This window comes from Kribbella sp. NPDC051718, from assembly GCF_040681515.1.
Lineage (GTDB): Bacteria > Actinomycetota > Actinomycetes > Propionibacteriales > Kribbellaceae > Kribbella.
The window spans coordinates 1-14,889 of record NZ_JBFAYZ010000013.1 but is presented as its reverse complement, the minus strand read 5'-3'; the positions used below and the strand labels follow the sequence as shown (position 1 = coordinate 14,889).

At 67.9% G+C, this 14,889-nt stretch carries 16 protein-coding genes and 1 pseudogene; 6 read left to right on the top strand and 11 right to left on the bottom strand.

Features of this window, described 5'->3' with window-relative positions:
* Positions 1-1,706 precede the first annotated feature (1,706 nt).
* Positions 1,707-2,105, top strand: a complete 399-nt coding sequence (locus tag AB0M15_RS36035) for a hypothetical protein (protein ID WP_363829194.1) — start codon at positions 1,707-1,709, stop codon at positions 2,103-2,105.
* 313 nt (positions 2,106-2,418) lie between these two features.
* On the opposite strand, the gene AB0M15_RS36030 is transcribed toward AB0M15_RS36035, so the two are convergent.
* From AB0M15_RS36030 to AB0M15_RS36005, 6 genes and pseudogenes are all read right to left on the bottom strand, one after another.
* A complete protein-coding gene (locus tag AB0M15_RS36030) occupies positions 2,419-2,841 on the bottom strand; it encodes a nuclear transport factor 2 family protein (RefSeq protein WP_363829189.1) in 423 nt (140 codons plus the stop codon).
* A 469-nt stretch (positions 2,842-3,310) separates the two neighbouring features.
* A pseudogene (locus AB0M15_RS36025) lies at positions 3,311-3,715 on the bottom strand (class I SAM-dependent methyltransferase); the annotation flags it as partial.
* Between the two features lie 100 nt (positions 3,716-3,815).
* Entirely contained in the window at positions 3,816-4,157 is a 342-nt protein-coding gene (locus AB0M15_RS36020) for a DUF3817 domain-containing protein (protein WP_363829184.1), read from the bottom strand.
* Positions 4,154-4,981, bottom strand: a complete 828-nt coding sequence (locus AB0M15_RS36015; RefSeq protein ID WP_363829181.1) for an SURF1 family protein — start codon at positions 4,979-4,981, stop codon at positions 4,154-4,156. The genes AB0M15_RS36020 and AB0M15_RS36015 overlap by 4 nt, the downstream gene beginning before the upstream one ends.
* 52 nt (positions 4,982-5,033) lie before the next feature.
* Positions 5,034-5,981, bottom strand: a complete 948-nt coding sequence (locus AB0M15_RS36010; RefSeq protein WP_363829178.1) for a D-alanine--D-alanine ligase — start codon at positions 5,979-5,981, stop codon at positions 5,034-5,036.
* 107 nt (positions 5,982-6,088) lie between these two features.
* On the bottom strand, positions 6,089-7,399 hold the full coding sequence (locus AB0M15_RS36005; protein ID WP_363829175.1) for a PLP-dependent aminotransferase family protein: 1,311 nt from the start codon (positions 7,397-7,399) through the stop codon (positions 6,089-6,091).
* 215 nt (positions 7,400-7,614) lie between these two features.
* Between AB0M15_RS36005 and AB0M15_RS36000 the strand changes: the two genes are divergently transcribed.
* Genes AB0M15_RS36000 through AB0M15_RS35985 form a run of 4 tightly spaced genes read left to right on the top strand, consistent with a single transcriptional unit; the run spans position 7,615 to position 9,534 of the window.
* Positions 7,615-7,791, top strand: a complete 177-nt coding sequence (locus AB0M15_RS36000) for a hypothetical protein (protein WP_328331468.1) — start codon at positions 7,615-7,617, stop codon at positions 7,789-7,791.
* Positions 7,792-7,807: 16 nt separating this feature from the next.
* Positions 7,808-8,461, top strand: coding sequence for a GNAT family N-acetyltransferase (locus AB0M15_RS35995; protein WP_363829171.1), 654 nt, complete (start codon positions 7,808-7,810; stop codon positions 8,459-8,461).
* Positions 8,458-8,838 carry a DUF2784 domain-containing protein gene (locus AB0M15_RS35990; protein WP_363829167.1) on the top strand — a complete coding sequence of 127 codons (381 nt, stop codon included), beginning with the start codon at positions 8,458-8,460 and terminating at the stop codon, positions 8,836-8,838. Before AB0M15_RS35995 ends, AB0M15_RS35990 begins: the two co-directional genes overlap by 4 nt.
* 30 nt (positions 8,839-8,868) lie before the next feature.
* Positions 8,869-9,534, top strand: a complete 666-nt coding sequence (locus tag AB0M15_RS35985) for a permease prefix domain 1-containing protein (RefSeq protein WP_363829164.1) — start codon at positions 8,869-8,871, stop codon at positions 9,532-9,534.
* Here the strand turns inward: AB0M15_RS35985 and AB0M15_RS35980 are convergent.
* A complete protein-coding gene (locus tag AB0M15_RS35980) occupies positions 9,520-9,858 on the bottom strand; it encodes a helix-turn-helix transcriptional regulator (protein ID WP_343967985.1) in 339 nt (112 codons plus the stop codon). The two genes, AB0M15_RS35985 and AB0M15_RS35980, sit on opposite strands and share 15 nt — an antisense overlap.
* Before the next feature lie 72 nt (positions 9,859-9,930).
* On the opposite strand from AB0M15_RS35980, the gene AB0M15_RS35975 reads away from it, so the two are divergent.
* Positions 9,931-12,066 (top strand): MMPL family transporter, encoded by a 2,136-nt coding sequence (locus AB0M15_RS35975; RefSeq protein ID WP_363829160.1) that lies wholly within the window; start codon positions 9,931-9,933, stop codon positions 12,064-12,066.
* Here the strand turns inward: AB0M15_RS35975 and AB0M15_RS35970 are convergent.
* From AB0M15_RS35970 to AB0M15_RS35955, 4 genes are all read right to left on the bottom strand, one after another.
* On the bottom strand, positions 12,057-12,926 hold the full coding sequence (locus AB0M15_RS35970) for a DUF6528 family protein (RefSeq protein ID WP_363829157.1): 870 nt from the start codon (positions 12,924-12,926) through the stop codon (positions 12,057-12,059). The two genes, AB0M15_RS35975 and AB0M15_RS35970, sit on opposite strands and share 10 nt — an antisense overlap.
* A gap of 67 nt (positions 12,927-12,993) precedes the next feature.
* The gene (locus tag AB0M15_RS35965; protein WP_363829154.1) at positions 12,994-14,121 is read right to left on the bottom strand and encodes an N-acetylmuramoyl-L-alanine amidase; all 1,128 of its coding nucleotides are present in this window, start codon (positions 14,119-14,121) and stop codon (positions 12,994-12,996) included.
* Positions 14,122-14,180: 59 nt separating this feature from the next.
* A complete protein-coding gene (gene trxA / locus AB0M15_RS35960; RefSeq protein WP_343967994.1) occupies positions 14,181-14,510 on the bottom strand; it encodes a thioredoxin in 330 nt (109 codons plus the stop codon).
* Positions 14,511-14,563: 53 nt separating this feature from the next.
* Positions 14,564-14,889 (bottom strand): FAD-dependent oxidoreductase (locus tag AB0M15_RS35955; protein WP_363829149.1); only part of this gene is annotated, 326 nt, incomplete at its 5' end.

Sequence of the window (14,889 nt, the reverse complement as noted above, 5' to 3'; positions counted from 1 at the left end):
GGTTCGGGGCAACGCCCTCGGCCAACTGTTGCGCAGGACGGCCGCACAAAGATCACCGCCGACGAACTCCCGCCCCCGATGCGGCATCGTGACCGCGACACACGCGATGCTGACCGAGCCGCCCACGGCGTCGTCGGCCGGTAGTTCGACCGGCAGGTGGCGGTCGCCGAGCTGCGCTGCGGCCAAGGCGTCGAGCAGACCTGATACGAAGTGGGGCAGGTACAAGGCAGAGCCGATGCGATTCGGGTCAGTCCAAGCGGCCAGCCCGAAATGGGGCTGCGGTTGCGGGTAACGCGACGCTGGCCGAGCTGCCATGCACCGGCAGACCGACCGGCGGGGGAGGTTGGTCGCTGAACTGCCCTGCCAGCAGGGCATCGAGCAGAGCTGGTACGAAGTGGGGCGGACGCAAGGCAGAGCCAACTCGAATCGGGTCAGCCCCATCGGAGCTGTGGATGCGACCAACGGGACGCTGACCGAGCCGGCCACAGCAGCGGCAGCTACGACCTGGATCTGGACGCCTCACCTCGCGGATCGCTGGGGCGGGCCGTTCGAACCGCGCCCACCGGCCCAGCATCGGCTCGACCGGCAGCCGATGTGGTTGGCAAGCCGCGTTGCTGCCGAGGGCGTCAAGATCCGCAAGCTCTTCGCCCAGTACATCCGCGACGCCATCGACGCCTCGAGCAGACCTGGTAGGAAGTGGATCCGATACGAGGCAGAGCCAACGCGAATCGGGTCAGCCCAAAGCGAGCCGCGGTGGCGACCAATACGATGCCGGCGGAGCGAGCCTGCCAGGGCGTCGGCAGTTGGTAGCTCGACTGGCAGGCGAGGAGCGGTCGCGGATTGCACACCGCCAAGGCGTCGACGAGCTCATACGCGGAGGAGCCGACGCGAGGCGGGGGCCGATGGGAATCGCGGGGTCAACCCCAAGCGGGTCAGGCCGGAGCGGAGTCGCGCCAAGCCGAGGCGTCGAGCGGCGCGAGTGGAGCGCCTCCCACTGGAGCGGTGTCGGAAGCTGCGTCGACTGGAGCTGCGCGTCGAGGGGAGGTGCGGCGAGTGGAGGTGGGGCCAGGGCTAGTTGTGAATGTGGGAGGGGCGGTGGCACGGCCGGGTGGTCGGAGGAGCTTCGAGCGGGTGTCGGGTTGGTCGCCTTCGTGCTGTGGTGGGTTGTCGCCATGACCGCTGGATGGAGTCGTACCGACGCGGGCTGTCGTCCGGGAACCCGACGTTGGTGGGGCCGCGTGTTGCTGTACCGGAGGTGCGAGGCCGTCGTTGATGTGCCGAACGCAGCAGGGTCGGGAGTGCTGTACGAGCGGGGGTCTGACCGTGGTGAGGGTGACCGTCGGCGTCGGTTCGGTCGCCCTGTCGATCACCTCCGGGAGGCGTCAGGCCTCTGCGTGCTGTGTCGGAGGCAGCGGGGTTAGAAGGGGTTGGCGGCGTTGATCTTTTTGAGGAGGGGGGTTAGGTCGGTGATGAGTTGGTTGATCTCTTGGGGGGTTAGGCAGGTGTAGGCGGGGGCGGCCAGGGTGTCGGTGAGGTCTTCGATGGTGGTTCTGAGTTTGCGGCCGGCTGGGGTGAAGGTGTTGTCGTCGGCTACCAGGCCGCGGTCGCGGAGGCCGCTGATTACGTCTTCCAGCTGGTCGTCTGTGAGGGGGTCTAGGCGGCCGAACTCTCGGGGGCTTCATGTCCCAGAAGAGGGCTAGGAGGACGTGGGATTCCTGGCCGCTGATGCCGTGGGTTACCAAGGCGGCGGTGTGGCCGTCGCCTCGGTGTTCGCGGAGGAGGGTGGCTGCGTGCCAGAGCTTGGCGAGGGGCTCTTCGGGGACGGGGAGGGAGCGGAGGCCGGCGAAGAGCATCCTGCCCTCGACTGGTGCGCTGAACGCGGCCTTTGTGAAGAGGTCGGCGGCGCGGGCGATGACGGGGCTGTCTGCCAGGTCGCCGAGGATGTTGCGGAGCGCTTTGACGCAGCCGCGCTGGCGGGCGGCGAGGACGGCTTCGGGGGTGGCGACGTCCCAGACGCTGGGGATGCAGGCGGCGACCTCGCCTGGTACGAAGTTGTAGAACAGGGCGTCGACGACCTCGGCCGGTACGCGGCCGAGCGGCGCTGACCGGGAGGCGAAGTACAGCGGCCAGTACCCCTCGTAGCCGAGGGCCTGGAGTTCCTCGTTGGGCTCGTCGGCCATGTAGGCGACCTCGTGAATCGGTACGAACAGATCCTTGAGTTGCCGGGCCACGTTCTCCATCGGAGTATCTCCTCGCCTCGGACCGGTCCGTCACCGGCCTCTCACTCTGTCTACGAACCGCCCCTCGCTGTTTCGACACGGGTGCCCAAAGCTCTTTCAGTCGAAGCCAGCTGCCGGCACAGCCTGGCTCCTGTGTTTCACGTGGAACGCTCACGAATTAGCTCGAGCGGGGCGCGCTTCAAGATCGGATGTGGCGGGTGAGGTTGCCGGCGAGGTCGACTGTCACCTGGCGGGTGGTGAAGTGCCAGGTGGTCTCGGTGCGGGTGAAGGTGTCGTCGTAGTGGCCTACGGCGATCGGTTGGAGGGGGAAGTTGCGGAGGGCTTGATAGGTGGTGAAGGTACTGCGAGACGTGGCCGTGCCTGCGTCCTCGTCGATCTTGATGTGGAAGTTGGTGACGATGTGTCTGGTTCGTGGGGTGCCATCGGGGTGAAGGATGACGGTGTTGTGGAAGTTCTCGGTGATGGCTTCCTGGCCGGTGACAGTGGTGGCGCCGGCGTAGGTGGCTTGCGAGAGAAGGGCTCCTACGCCTTCGAAGTCGCCGGCGTCGACCAATGCGGCGTAGGTCAGAATCAGCGCTTCGATGGCTTCGCGGTCGGTCATTTTGCGTCCTCTGGTTCGGGTGAGTGGTCTGAGAGGGGTTGGCGGGATTTGTCGACATAGCTACTTGGCGACGTATCGGCCGGAATGTTTCATGTGAAACATCGGGGTTTGGTGGCTTTGATGACGTAGTAGGCCGGGAGCTGGGCGGCCGTGGGGCCCAGGCCGGTGTAGATGTCGGGGGCCGGGGACTCGGTGAAGGTGTCCAGGTGGAGCCGGCGTTGAGGAGGGCCGTGACTACGTCGCTGGTGGGCCAGACGAAAGCGTTGAAGGGTGGCGGGGCGGTGGTGCCGCGGGCGCCGGCGGGGAGTTTGGCGTCGTCGGTTTCGGCGCGGGGAGTGGTACGGCCGAAGTAGTCGCCGGTGACTGCGAGGTGGTTGTCGCCGCGGACTGCCAGGACTTCCCAGAGTGGGTGGTGTTCGGCGAGCAAAAGCGAGCCGCCGGGGCGGAGGCGGGTGGCGAGGATGTCGGCCAGGCGGGTGAGGTCGGGGGCCCAGCAGATGGCGCCCCAGCTGAAGTAGATGAGATCCAGGTCGACCAGGTCGGATGGCAGGTCGTACATGTCCGCGCGGCGGAAGTCGGCTGGGATGCCTGTGTCGGTGGACTTCTGCCGGGCGATGGCCAGGGCGACCTCGGAGATGTCTACGCCGATGGCGGTTGCGCCGAGGGCGGACCAGGAGAGGACTTGGTCGCCGCAGGAGCAGGCGAGCTGGAGGATGCGTTGGCCGCGGACGTCGCCCGCGAGGGCCAGCTCGAAGTCTTCGAGGGCCAGGCCGCCTGCGCGGAAGAACTCGGCGGGTTCGCCGTGGCGGGCGGGGGCGATCTGGTTCCAGCTGGCGCGGTTGGCTTCGGTGAGTTGCTCGAGGGTAGCGGTCATGCGGCTGAAGCTAGGTCAGAGCTGAAGACGCCGCACTGCAATTACCGCTGAGGATGAGCCGAGGACAACCCCGGCCCAAGCGCCGCGCTGAGGGGGTGGGTCAGGGGCGGGTTAGTTCGTGGGTGACTTTGCGTTCGGCGTAGAAGGAGAGGAAGGGGATGGTGCCGGCCAGGGCTACCAGGATGAGGCGGGGGAGGCTCCAGCGGACTCGGCGGGCGAGGTCGAAGGCGCCGAGGAGGTAGACCACGTAGAGGAAGCCGTGCAGGGGGCCGACCACGTTCATCGCTGAGGGGTTGTCGCCGAGGTACTTGAGCGGCATGGCGACGAAGACCAGGACTAGCAGCATGACGCCGACGATGTAGGCGATCACGCGGTAGCGGGTGAGCGCGCTCTTCACTGCCGGGGACAGGGCGGACGTGGCGGGGTCTGCGGGGGAGGTCACGCTGAAACGGTACCGCTTGGCTCCAGCTCGCCGTCCGCCTGGTCCGAGTCATCGGCATCATCGGAGCGGTGGGCATCGAGGACCATTCGGCCCCACATCCACAGGGTGAAGGCGGCGAAGATCCACCACTGGAAGGCGTAGGCGACGTTGCGGAGACCGGCGTGGTCGGTCGGTGGGGACGGGGCGGGGACGATCGCGGGTGCCAGAGCAGTGGCCGACGACGCGGTTGGCTTGTCGACGGAGGAGAGGACCACGAAGGCGTCGTAGATGCGGTAGTCGACCAGGTCCACGATGGTGGGGATCCTCAGCGACTGAAGGGTGCGGCCCTTCGCGGCGTCACCTGAAGCGTCCTGGGCCTCGGACTGGGCTACGGCGCCGGTCAGCTCGACGCGGCCGGTCAGGGGTTTCACCGCGGGGTCTGCAACGGTTGGCACCCAGCCACGAACGACCATCACGGCACCGGTCGAGCCGTCGGCGCTCCCAGTGGAATCCAGCATGACGGGTGAGATGACCCAGAAGCCGTTCTGGTCACCCAGCCGGCGATCCGAGATGTACAGCTGGTCAGCAGCCGGACCCCAGGTCCCGGTGACGGTCACCTTCCGCCCGACAGCCTTCGAGGTCAGGCCTTGGTCGATCGAGAAGAGCGTGTTCAGTGGTACCGGCGCACCCTCGGCCCGCTTCGCGGTCGCTGCCGCCGTCTTCGAGTGATAGACGTCCAGCTGCCAAACGCCGAGTACCGACATCACAGAAGCGATCGCCAGCGCGAGTAACAGCAGGGCGATCCAGCGTGGGGTGAAGACCGTTCGCCACAAGGGTCGCGCCAACGGTGAAGGAGCCAGAGGCGGAGTTGGAGGCGCGACGGACATCAGAGGAGACTCAACGAGCAGCGGCCGCGGCCAGCAGATCGCGACACAGCACCCCGAGCTCGATACCGGCAGCCTCTGCGGCCAACGGCACCAGCGACGTCTCGGTCATCCCCGGCGCCACGTTCACCTCGAGGAACCACGGCACACCGTCAGCGTCGACCACCAGGTCCGAGCGAGACAGATCCCGCAAACCCAACGCCGTATGGGCCGTCACCGCGGCCGCAGCACAGGCAGCAGCCACCGACGCTTCCAGCCGAGCCGGTACGACGAACTGCGTCGCGCCAGCCGTATACCGAGCCTCGTAGTCGTAGAACCCAGAATCCGGCCGAATCTCCACAGCAGGCAACGCCCGCGGACCATCGCCCGTATCCACCACGGTCACAGCAACCTCGACGCCGTCCACATACCGCTCGATCAGCGCGACCGGCCCGTACGCGTAGCAGTTCACCATCGCCGACGGCAGCTCGTCCGCCGCCCGCACGATCGAAGCGCCGAGCGCCGACCCGCCACGAGCAGGCTTCACCACCAGCGGCAGCCCGATCTGACCGATCACCGCCTCCATCAGCGCGGCAGCGCCCAGCTCGCGGAAAGTGTCATGACCCAGCACGACGGAGGCCGGCGTGTGCAGCCCAGCCGAGGTCACCATCGTCGCGGCCACCGGCTTGTCGAAAGCGGTCCGGCAGGCTTCAGCATCAGCGCCCACATAGGGCACCCGATACAGATCGAGGACCTGGCGAAGCGCGCCGTCCTCACCCGTCACCCCATGCAGGACCGGGAAGACCGCATCGGGCGGATCGTTGCGCAGGCGCTCCACCAGGCTGGCGTCGACGTCGCGTTGCTCGACCTCGACCCCGACACTGCGCAGGGCGTCGGCCACGCGTCGGCCGGAGCGCAGGGAGACATCCCGTTCGTGCGACAGTCCGCCGGCCAGTACCAGCACTCGACCCAGATCACTCATAGAAACTTCCCGATCGCTAGTGGGCGACTCCGGCGGGCGCCGGTCCCGAGGCCCATTTGAACGGTACCGCCACGACCGGTCGTCCATGACCAGTCCCCAGCAAATCCTTAACTAAGCTCTGGCCCTGGCGCGTCGTAGTCCCGGCCCGCGCCGGGCTTCAGCGGACCGAACGTCTGCCGCAGCTCGAGCTCCTCGTTGATCACCGCGGCGAGCCGGGCGACCCCTTCGGTGATCCGCTCGGGCGTCGGGTGGCAGTACGACAGCCGCATGCACTGGGAGCCGAAACCGTCGGCGAAGAAGGCGGTGCCGGGGACGTACGCGACCCGGGCGGTGACAGCGCGCGGCAGCATCGCCTTCGAGTCGAGGCCGTCGGGCAGTGTCAGCCAGACGTAGAACCCACCACCGGGCCGGGTCCAGGTCGTTGCCGCAGGCATCTTGTCGGCGAGGGCCGCGAGCATCGCGTCCCGGCGCTCGCGGTACATCTCCCGGAACTGCTTCACCTGGCCGAGCCAGTCGTGCCGCATCAGGTACGACGAGATCGCGAGCTGACTGAAGACCGGCGGACACAGCGTCGCCGACTCCTGCGCCAGCACGAGTTTCTCCCGCACCGCATGCGGCGCCACCGCCCAGCCCACCCGGAAGCCCGGGGCGAACGTCTTGGAGAAGGAGCCCAGATAGATGACCCCTTCGCGATCGTCGGCCCGCAACGCGCGCTGCGGCTCACCGTCGAACCCGAGCAAGCCGTACGGGTTGTCCTCGAGGATCAGCAGGTCGGCCCGCTGGCAGATCTCCAGCACCCGCCGCCGGCGCTCGTCGGACAGCGAGATCCCGGCCGGGTTGTGGAAGTTCGGGATCGTGTAGAAGAACTTGATCTTCTTGCCGGCCGCCCGGACCGCGGCGATCGCCTGCTCCAGCGCCTCCGGCACCACACCGTCGTCGTCCATCGCAACGTGAACGACCTCACACTGGTACGCCCGGAAAACACCGAGCGCACCGACGTACGACGGGGCCTCGCAGATCACGACGTCACCAGGATCACAGAACACGCGGGTGACCAGATCGACCGCCTGCTGGCTACCCACAGTGACCACGATGTCGTCCGGATGCGCGTCGATGCCCTCCAGCCGCATCACGTCGCAGATCTGGTCGCGCAGGGTTGGGTCGCCCTGGCCGGAGCCGTACTGCATCGCGACGGCGCCGTTGTCGACCACCAGATCGCGGACCGCGCTGCCGACCACATCGAGCGGAAGCCCTGCAATATTGGGCATTCCGCCCGCCAGGGAGACCACCTCCGGGCGGCTCGCGACCGAGAACAGCGCCCGGATCTCCGATGCGGTCATACCCTTGGTCCGTGCTGCGTACCGGTCGACGTAGTTGTCGAGACGGGTCTGCCGGACATCAGGCAGGTCAGCACTCACGGAGCGGCTCCAAGAACAGGCGACGAGGGGCATGCCGGGGAAGGCACCAGGCTACGCCGAAGTAGCCGAGCGTGTTCGCGTGCCCGGACTGCCGATCGGCGCTACCTCTCACTACCATGCCTTATAGGGGCAGGTTCGACCATGGTGCCGACTGGTGGTTGAGATGGCCACTGGCCCTGGAGCACGACCTGGAGTGCTGCGGAAGGCGGGATCGGATGAGCATGGGCAAGGCGATCGGACTGGCGCTCGGCGGACTACTGTTCGGCGTCCTCGCCGGGTTCGCGGGCGAGCTGTTCAGACGGCAACCGGCGGCCAAGGTGCAACAGCGATATGTCGCTCCGGAGGCCGCGGAGACCCCCGACGCCAGGACCCCGGCGCCGGCTGCCCGGTGACCGACTGGATGCTCTGATGGCACGCCGGCTGGAACCGCTCACGCTCGCCAACCTCGACGAGCTACCGGTGCCATGCCGTTCCTGTGTCTTCTGGGAGCTCGACCCGGTCGCCGCGCGTCAGGCGAGCCGCACCGGTGACACCCAACTCGAGAAGGAAGCCTGGCTCTCCCAGCTCCTGCTGGACTGGGGTACGGCCGGAGTCGTCCTGTACGTCGACGACGCCCCCGCCGGATTCGCCCTCTACGCGCCGGCGGCGTACCTGCCCCGCATTCAGGCCTTCCCCACCGCTCCACCGAGCCCGGACGCCGTAGTACTGGCAACCGGCCGCATCCTGCCCCGGTACCTGGGCATGGGACTCGGCAAGGTCCTCATCCAGGCCGTCGCCAAGGACGTCCTCAAGCGCGGCTTCCGGGCGGTCGAGGCATTCGGCGACTCCCAATGGCACGGCCCCGGCTGCGTCTGGCCGACCGACTTCCTTCAGGCGGTCGGGTTCGGAGTAGTGCGGGAACACCCACGCAACCCTCGGCTCCGGCTCGATCTCCGCTCGGTCATCACCTGGCGCAGCGAGATGGAGGCCGCGGTCGAACGCCTGATGGGCGCGATCCGCCCCGAGCCCGCCCGGCCGGCGCCGGCCGCGGTGCGCGACACCCTGACCCGCAAGCCGTCATGATCTACCGGGTGCTGGCCGACCTGGTCGCGATCGTGCACGGCGCCCTGCTGGTGTTCTTCCTGATCGGCGGCTTCCTGGCGTGGAAGTGGCGGCGGGTGATCTGGGCACATCTGTTCGTCGGCGTCTGGAACCTGGCGATCGTGATCCTCGATTTCGGCTGCCCGATCACCGCGCTCGAGAAGCACTGGCGGCGCGAGGGCGGCGAGCAGCCGTACACCGGCGGTTTCATCCAGCACTACATCGACGGCACCGTCTATCCGGCCGGCTACACCTGGGTCGCGGAGAAGGTCGGCTTCGCGCTGCTCGTCATCTCCTACGTCGGCCTGTACTTCGTCAGCCGGCGAACCAGGGCTCGCTCAGTGGAGACCCGGACGTGATTCACCCCGTTCGTCCCCATACTGGTAGCTGTGTCCAGTCACGGAACCGTCGTCCAGGACCCGGTCGAGACGTACCTGGCCGGTCTGAGTCGCGCGCTGCGTGGGCCGCGCCGGCGTAAGGCCGACCTGATGGCGGAGGCGCGGGACAGCCTCGTCGACGCCACCGAGGCCTACGAAGCCGACGGACTTGACCCGCAGGAGGCTGCGCAGCAGGCCGTGGCGGACTTCGGGGACCTGGCCGAGGTGGTGCCGGGATATCGCTCCGAGCTCGGGATCGCCCAAGGGCGGCGGACGGCGGTACTGCTCCTGCTGGTGATGATCGCCCAGCCGATCGTCTGGCAGGAGGGCCTCTGGGCGTGGAACCAGCACCCTGACGTGGACAACGCGGTCGTGCAGTTCCTCAACCAGCTGGTGATGCTGGCCGGTGGGCTGTCGATCGCGGGCGGCTTCGTCATCCTGATCGCGACCGGCGTCGGGCTGCGCTACCCGGCGGTCCGTGAGCACGCGACCAAGGCCACGGCCCGGTTCGCGTTGGCGAGTTGTGCCGCCGTGAGCATCATCGCGCTCCTGCTCAGCACGGCCAGCTCGCTCGCGAACGGCACCGACGCGACCGGACTGCTGGTCGTCTTCGCGTTCGTGGTCGCGCCGCTGCTGCTGGTCAGCCGGGCGGCGCATCGCTGTCTACGCCTGGCCTGACGCGCCCTTGGGCCGGAGTACGCCCTCGACGACGGCGCGGAACGTCTCCCACTCGGTCTTGCCGGTGGCGAGCATCTTCTGACCGGCCGAGGTGAGCTGGTACGTCCGCCGCTTGCGGCCGCCCACCGTGCTCCACTCGCTGGCCAGGTAGCCGGCCCGCTCCAGCCGTCTGAGCGCCGGGTAGAGCGTCCCGGTCGGCAGATCCAGTTCGCCGCCGCTGCGCTCGAGCAGGGCTTCCATGATCGCGTAGCCGTGCAGGGGCTCTGACTCGACCACGGCCAGGATCATCGGGTCCAGATGTCCTCGGAGCGCATCCGCCTTCATGTAGGCAGTCTACTCATAGAGGTGCTACCGTCGAGACCACATAAGTAGACGCGCTACATGTAGGGAGAAACGATGATCCAGCGGTTGGCGGGGTGGGCGATGCGGCGGGCGGGGCTGGCCGTGACGTTGTGGCTGGTCGCGTTGATCGTGGTGACGGCAGGGGCGACGCTGATCGGGAGCGCGTACAAGAACACCAACTCGCTACCGGGGACGGACTCCCAGCGGGTGATCGACATCTTCCGCGAGCACCAGCCGCAGGGCGCGACCGACTCGGTCCAGATCGTCCTGTACGACGAAAGCGGCCTGGCCACCTCGTCGACCAAGACCCGGATCGCCGGGATGCTGGCCAAGGTCGGCGAGTTGCCGCACGTCGCGACCGTCGCCGATCCCTTCACCGCGAAAGGCTCTCTGTCGACCGACGGCAAGACGGCCTACGCGACGGTCGATCTCGACGTCGCGGCGGCGGACATGCCGGCCGAGGACGTGCGGACGATCATCCACAAGGCGCAGGGAATCGCCTCCGACGGCCTGCAGGTCGAGCTCGGTGGTGACCTGGTCCGCAGCGCCGAGGAGAGTGCGGGCGGAGCCTCTGAAGGCGCCGGAATCCTTGCTGCGTTGGTGATTCTGGTCTTCCTCTTCGGCTCCCTGCTCGCCGCGAGCCTTCCGCTCCTGACCGCCGTCTTCGCGGTCGGCGGCACCCTCGGCCTCCTCGTGATCGCCTCGCACGTGTTCACCATCCCCAGCTACACGGCGCCCGTGATGATGCTGGTCGGATTCGGCGTCGGCATCGACTACGCGCTGCTGATCTTCTCCCGGTACCGCGGTGAGCTGCTCAAGGGCGCCGACCGGGCGAAGGCCGGGCGGATCGCGCTCGACACCGCCGGCCGCTCGGTACTCTTCGCCGGCTGCACCGTGGTGATCGCCCTTCTCGGCCTGCTGGCGCTCGGACTCGGCTCGCTGCAAGGGCTCGCACTCGGCGTCACGGTCACCGTGCTGATGACGATGCTCGCGGCCGTGAGCCTGCTGCCCGCGTTGCTCACCCTGTTCGGCAAGCGGATCGAGCGCAGCATCCGCAAGCACGCGGCCAAGTCGCGCCGCCACCCGGGCGACGGCTGGCGCAAGTTGGCGACGGCGGTCCAGCGCGGACCGTGGGTACCGCTTGTGCTCGGGACGGTCGCGCTCGTCGCACTCTGCCTGCCGGCCCTCGACCTGCGACTCGGGTTCGCGGACGCGAGTACGGACGCTCCGGCCAAGACCAGCCGCAAGGCGTACGACCTGCTGGCCGACGGATTCGGCCCCGGCTTCAACGGTCCACTGATCGTCATGTCGCAGGGCACCCCGGACGCGGCCAAGGAGCTCAACACCTTGCTGGCAAAGGATCCAGGCATCGCCGGGGTCACGCCGCCGCAACTGCTGGCCGACGGCAAGGTCGCGACGATGCTCGCCTTTCCCACCTCGGGGCCGCAGGACAAGGAGACGAGCGACCTCGTCCAGCGACTGCGCGACAAGACTCTGCCGTCGCTCGCCGACCAGACGAAGGCGACCTATCTGATCGGTGGATCGACGGCCGCCGCGGACGACTTCGCCAGTGCGGTGAGCAAGCGGCTGCCGATCTTCGTACTCGTCGTGGTCGGTTTGTCCGCGCTGCTGCTGATGGCGGTCTTCCGCTCGCTGCTGATCCCGCTCAAGGCGGCGCTGCTCAATCTGCTCAGCATCGGGGCTTCGCTGGGCGTCATCACGCTGGTCTTCCAGCATGGCTGGTTCGGTGCGCAGCAAGGGCCGATCGAGGCGTTCGTGCCGGTGATGATCTTCGCGATCGTGTTCGGGCTGTCGATGGACTACGAGGTGTTCCTGGTCTCGCGGATCCACGAAGAGTGGCGGCGGACTGGTGATGCCATGGAGGCGGTGCGGGAGGGCCTTGCCAACACGGGCAGTGTGATCACGGCGGCCGCGGCGATCATGATCGTTGTCTTCGGCGCGTTCCTGCTCAGCCCGGATCGGATGCTGAACCAGTTCGGCCTCGGGCTGGCGGTCGCCGTGCTGCTCGACGCGTTGCTGATCCGGTGCGTGATCGTTCCGGCGGTACTACGCCTGATGGGGGCGCGCGCATGGTGGCTGCCTCGCTGGTTGGACCGGCTGCTCCCGGTGATCGCGCTTGAACGGGAGGAGACGGCGGACGTAGTACCGGCTGAGCTCGTTCACTCGTAGCGGGAGCTCCAGACGCGGGCCTTGTAGATCTGTGCACCGGTCAAGGTCCGCGTCGCGGCCGGTACTGCGAACTGCACCGTGTCCGTGCACCAGGACGTGTAGCAGCCGGCCTTCGGAGTGGTGCGGACCTGCTGGGCGTTGGGCATGCTGTTCGCGCTCTTGATGCCGCCGACGTTCTCGGTGGAGACGATCGCGCCGGCCGACTTGCTGACCTGGTAGACCTTCGAGCCGGTCGAGACCCAGAGCAGGTCGTGGTTCTCCAGTACCGGGGTCAGGTCGTGGCCGCCGCCTGTCGGCAGCGTCACCACCTTCGACTCCTCCAGTACCGGAGCCGCGGCGGTGCCCTTGATCTTCAACGCTGCCAGGCGATTGCCGCCAAGCACCCACAGGACCTGCTGAGTCGGATCCCAGGTCACGCCATGTGCGTCGGGCAGGAGCTCGACGCTGTGCGGGTTGTTCGCGGAGCCGACGTTGAGGGCCCAGATGCGTTGGCCGCCGGGATAGGTGATCAGGCCCGCTAGTCCTCGGGAGTCGGAGACGACGGCTACGTACGCGCCGGCGCGGTCCATCCGCAGTTTCACGTCTGAGGGGAGGCCCCAGGCGGTGGTAAGTCCGCTGAAGCCGTTGGAGGTGGTCGGCGACCAGGACCACTTCAGAGCCGCGGCGGTGTTCCAGTTGTAGACCGCCGGATCCAGCAACCGGATCCGAGCATCCGGGCCGTTCTCGGACTGCTGGTCGGTCACCGCGACCAAGCGGCCGGCCTCAGCGGTCGGGGCTCGGGTGGCCTGAGCCTGCGCCGCCGGTTGGAGTGGTACCAAGAGAGCCGCCAGCAGGCCGACCGCGCCGAGAATCCGGACCACAGTTCTCCACCACCCCAGGTTGGTTTCCTACCAACAACGGTAGTGGAGACGTCAGAAACCTGCGGGATCAGACGGTGAGTTGACCGAAGTGCAGCATGCCGGTCGACGCGTCCTGCTCCGGCGGCAGGTAGACGCGCTGGATCGCGACCACGATCGCCTCGGCGATCACGTCCCGGAAGGCCGGGTCCGCCAGCCGTGACGAGTCGTGCGGGTTCGTCACGTACCCGATCTCGAGTCGCACAGCGGGCATCTTGGTCCGGCGCAGCAGGTCCCAGGTCTTCTGGTGCGTCCGGCAGTTCAGCAGATCGGTCCGCGCCACGATCTCGCGCTGCACCAAGCCGGCGAACTGCTCGCCAACGCTGGAAGAGGCGCCGTGTAGGTCGCTGCCGTAGTAGTACGTCGCGATGCCTTGCGCCTCGGGGTTCATCGACCCGTCGGTGTGCAGCGAGACGCACAGATTCGCGTCCGTCTCGTTGGCGAAGGCAGCCCGGGCCAGCTCATCCGGCCCCTGATCGCGACCCCGCGAAAGATAGGCCCGTACGCCGGTAGCGCCCAGCCGGCCCTCGATCCGGGAAGCCAGGTCGTACGCGACGTCGGACTCGCGCAGCCCGAAGCCCTCCCAGCCGTAGTCGAAGCCACCGTGGCCCGGGTCGATCACGACCGTCTTGCCCGACAAGCGCGGGCCGGCCGCGCGAACGGCCTCCGATGCGCGCAGAGCGTCAGGCCGGCCGCCGGTCGCCATCGGGCGGATCCGCTGCAGCGCCTTGAACGTCGAGGGGCCGCACGTGCCGTCGGCCGGCAGGCCCATGTTGCGCTGGAACTCGGTCACCGCGCGCTGTGTGTCCGCGGCGAAGATGCCGTCCACCCGGGCGACGGCGAAGCCCAGCTCCTGCAGTTTCGCCTGCAGGGCCTGGACGTCGTCGCCGGTGAGCGGGTGCGAGACGACGTACGTCAGCAGCCGGTCACCCAGCCGCCAACGGGCGTCGTCGATCGCACGGTACGTCTGCGGGCCGACGATGCCGTCGATCATCAGCCCACGTTGCTGCTGGAACCCCCGCACGGCATGAGCGGTCGCTTCGTCGTAGACGTAGTGGTCGCCCGGCTGCAGCAGCCCCAGCCGCTGCAGCTTTCCGATGATCTCGGCGACGGCTTCACCACTGTCGCCGATTCGGTAGATGCCTTGGGAGGCTGCCATCAATGCTCCTTGCCATGCGGCGGAAAACGTCCCCTCACGGGGGCGCCTAAAGCAGTGTCTCAGCCGGTGAAGTCAGCAAGCTCCCGGAGCAGCGCAGCCTTCGGCTTCGCGCCCACGATGGACTTGGCCAGTTCACCGTTCACGTAGACATTGATGGTAGGGATGCCGGTGACGCGGTAAGTACTCGGGGTGACCGGGTTCTCGTCGACGTTCATCTTGAGGAAGGTCACCTTGTCGCTGTGCTCGCCGGCCAGCTCCTCCAGGATCGGCGAGACCTGACGACACGGTCCGCACCACTCGGCCCAGAAGTCCACCAGTACCGGCTTGTCGCTCTTCAGTACGGTCGCGTCGAACTCGGCGTCCGTGACTGCGTTCATCTTGTCGCCCATGGCGATCTCCTTAAGGGGTTTGCTGCTCGAGGTAGCGAGAGGGTGGTTCGGAGTCAGACGGTGACGGCCTCAGCGGCCGACGCGGCCGCCTCGAACTCCAGCGTGGCCAGGAAGCGCTCGGCGTCCAGGGCTGCGGAACAGCCGGTGCCGGCGGCGGTGATGGCTTGGCGGTAGGTGTGGTCGACCAGGTCGCCGGCGGCGAACACGCCGGGCAGGTTGGTCCGGGTGCTGTCGGGCTGGACCAGCACGTAGCCGTCCTCGTCCAGGTGGACCTGGCCCTTGAGCAGTTCCGAGCGCGGGTCGTGGCCGATCGCGATGAACAGTCCGGTCACCGGCAGCTCGCGGGTGTCACCGTTGACGGTGTCACGCAGCACGATGC

What these genes read in the sequence shown, in the direction of transcription:
- AB0M15_RS35990 (WP_363829167.1), top strand. Translation starts at nt 8,458, where the DNA reads ATGATCTACCGGGTGCTGGCCGACCTGGTCGCGATCGTGCACGGCGCC.
- AB0M15_RS35980 (WP_343967985.1), bottom strand. Translation starts at nt 9,858, where the DNA reads ATGAAGGCGGATGCGCTCCGAGGACATCTGGACCCGATGATCCTGGCC.
- AB0M15_RS35975 (WP_363829160.1), top strand. Translation starts at nt 9,931, where the DNA reads ATGATCCAGCGGTTGGCGGGGTGGGCGATGCGGCGGGCGGGGCTGGCC.
- AB0M15_RS36030 (WP_363829189.1), bottom strand. Translation starts at nt 2,841, where the DNA reads ATGACCGACCGCGAAGCCATCGAAGCGCTGATTCTGACCTACGCCGCA.
- AB0M15_RS36010 (WP_363829178.1), bottom strand. Translation starts at nt 5,981, where the DNA reads ATGAGTGATCTGGGTCGAGTGCTGGTACTGGCCGGCGGACTGTCGCAC.
- AB0M15_RS35965 (WP_363829154.1), bottom strand. Translation starts at nt 14,121, where the DNA reads ATGGCAGCCTCCCAAGGCATCTACCGAATCGGCGACAGTGGTGAAGCC.
- AB0M15_RS35995 (WP_363829171.1), top strand. Translation starts at nt 7,808, where the DNA reads ATGGCACGCCGGCTGGAACCGCTCACGCTCGCCAACCTCGACGAGCTA.
- trxA (WP_343967994.1), bottom strand. Translation starts at nt 14,510, where the DNA reads ATGGGCGACAAGATGAACGCAGTCACGGACGCCGAGTTCGACGCGACC.
- AB0M15_RS36000 (WP_328331468.1), top strand. Translation starts at nt 7,615, where the DNA reads ATGAGCATGGGCAAGGCGATCGGACTGGCGCTCGGCGGACTACTGTTC.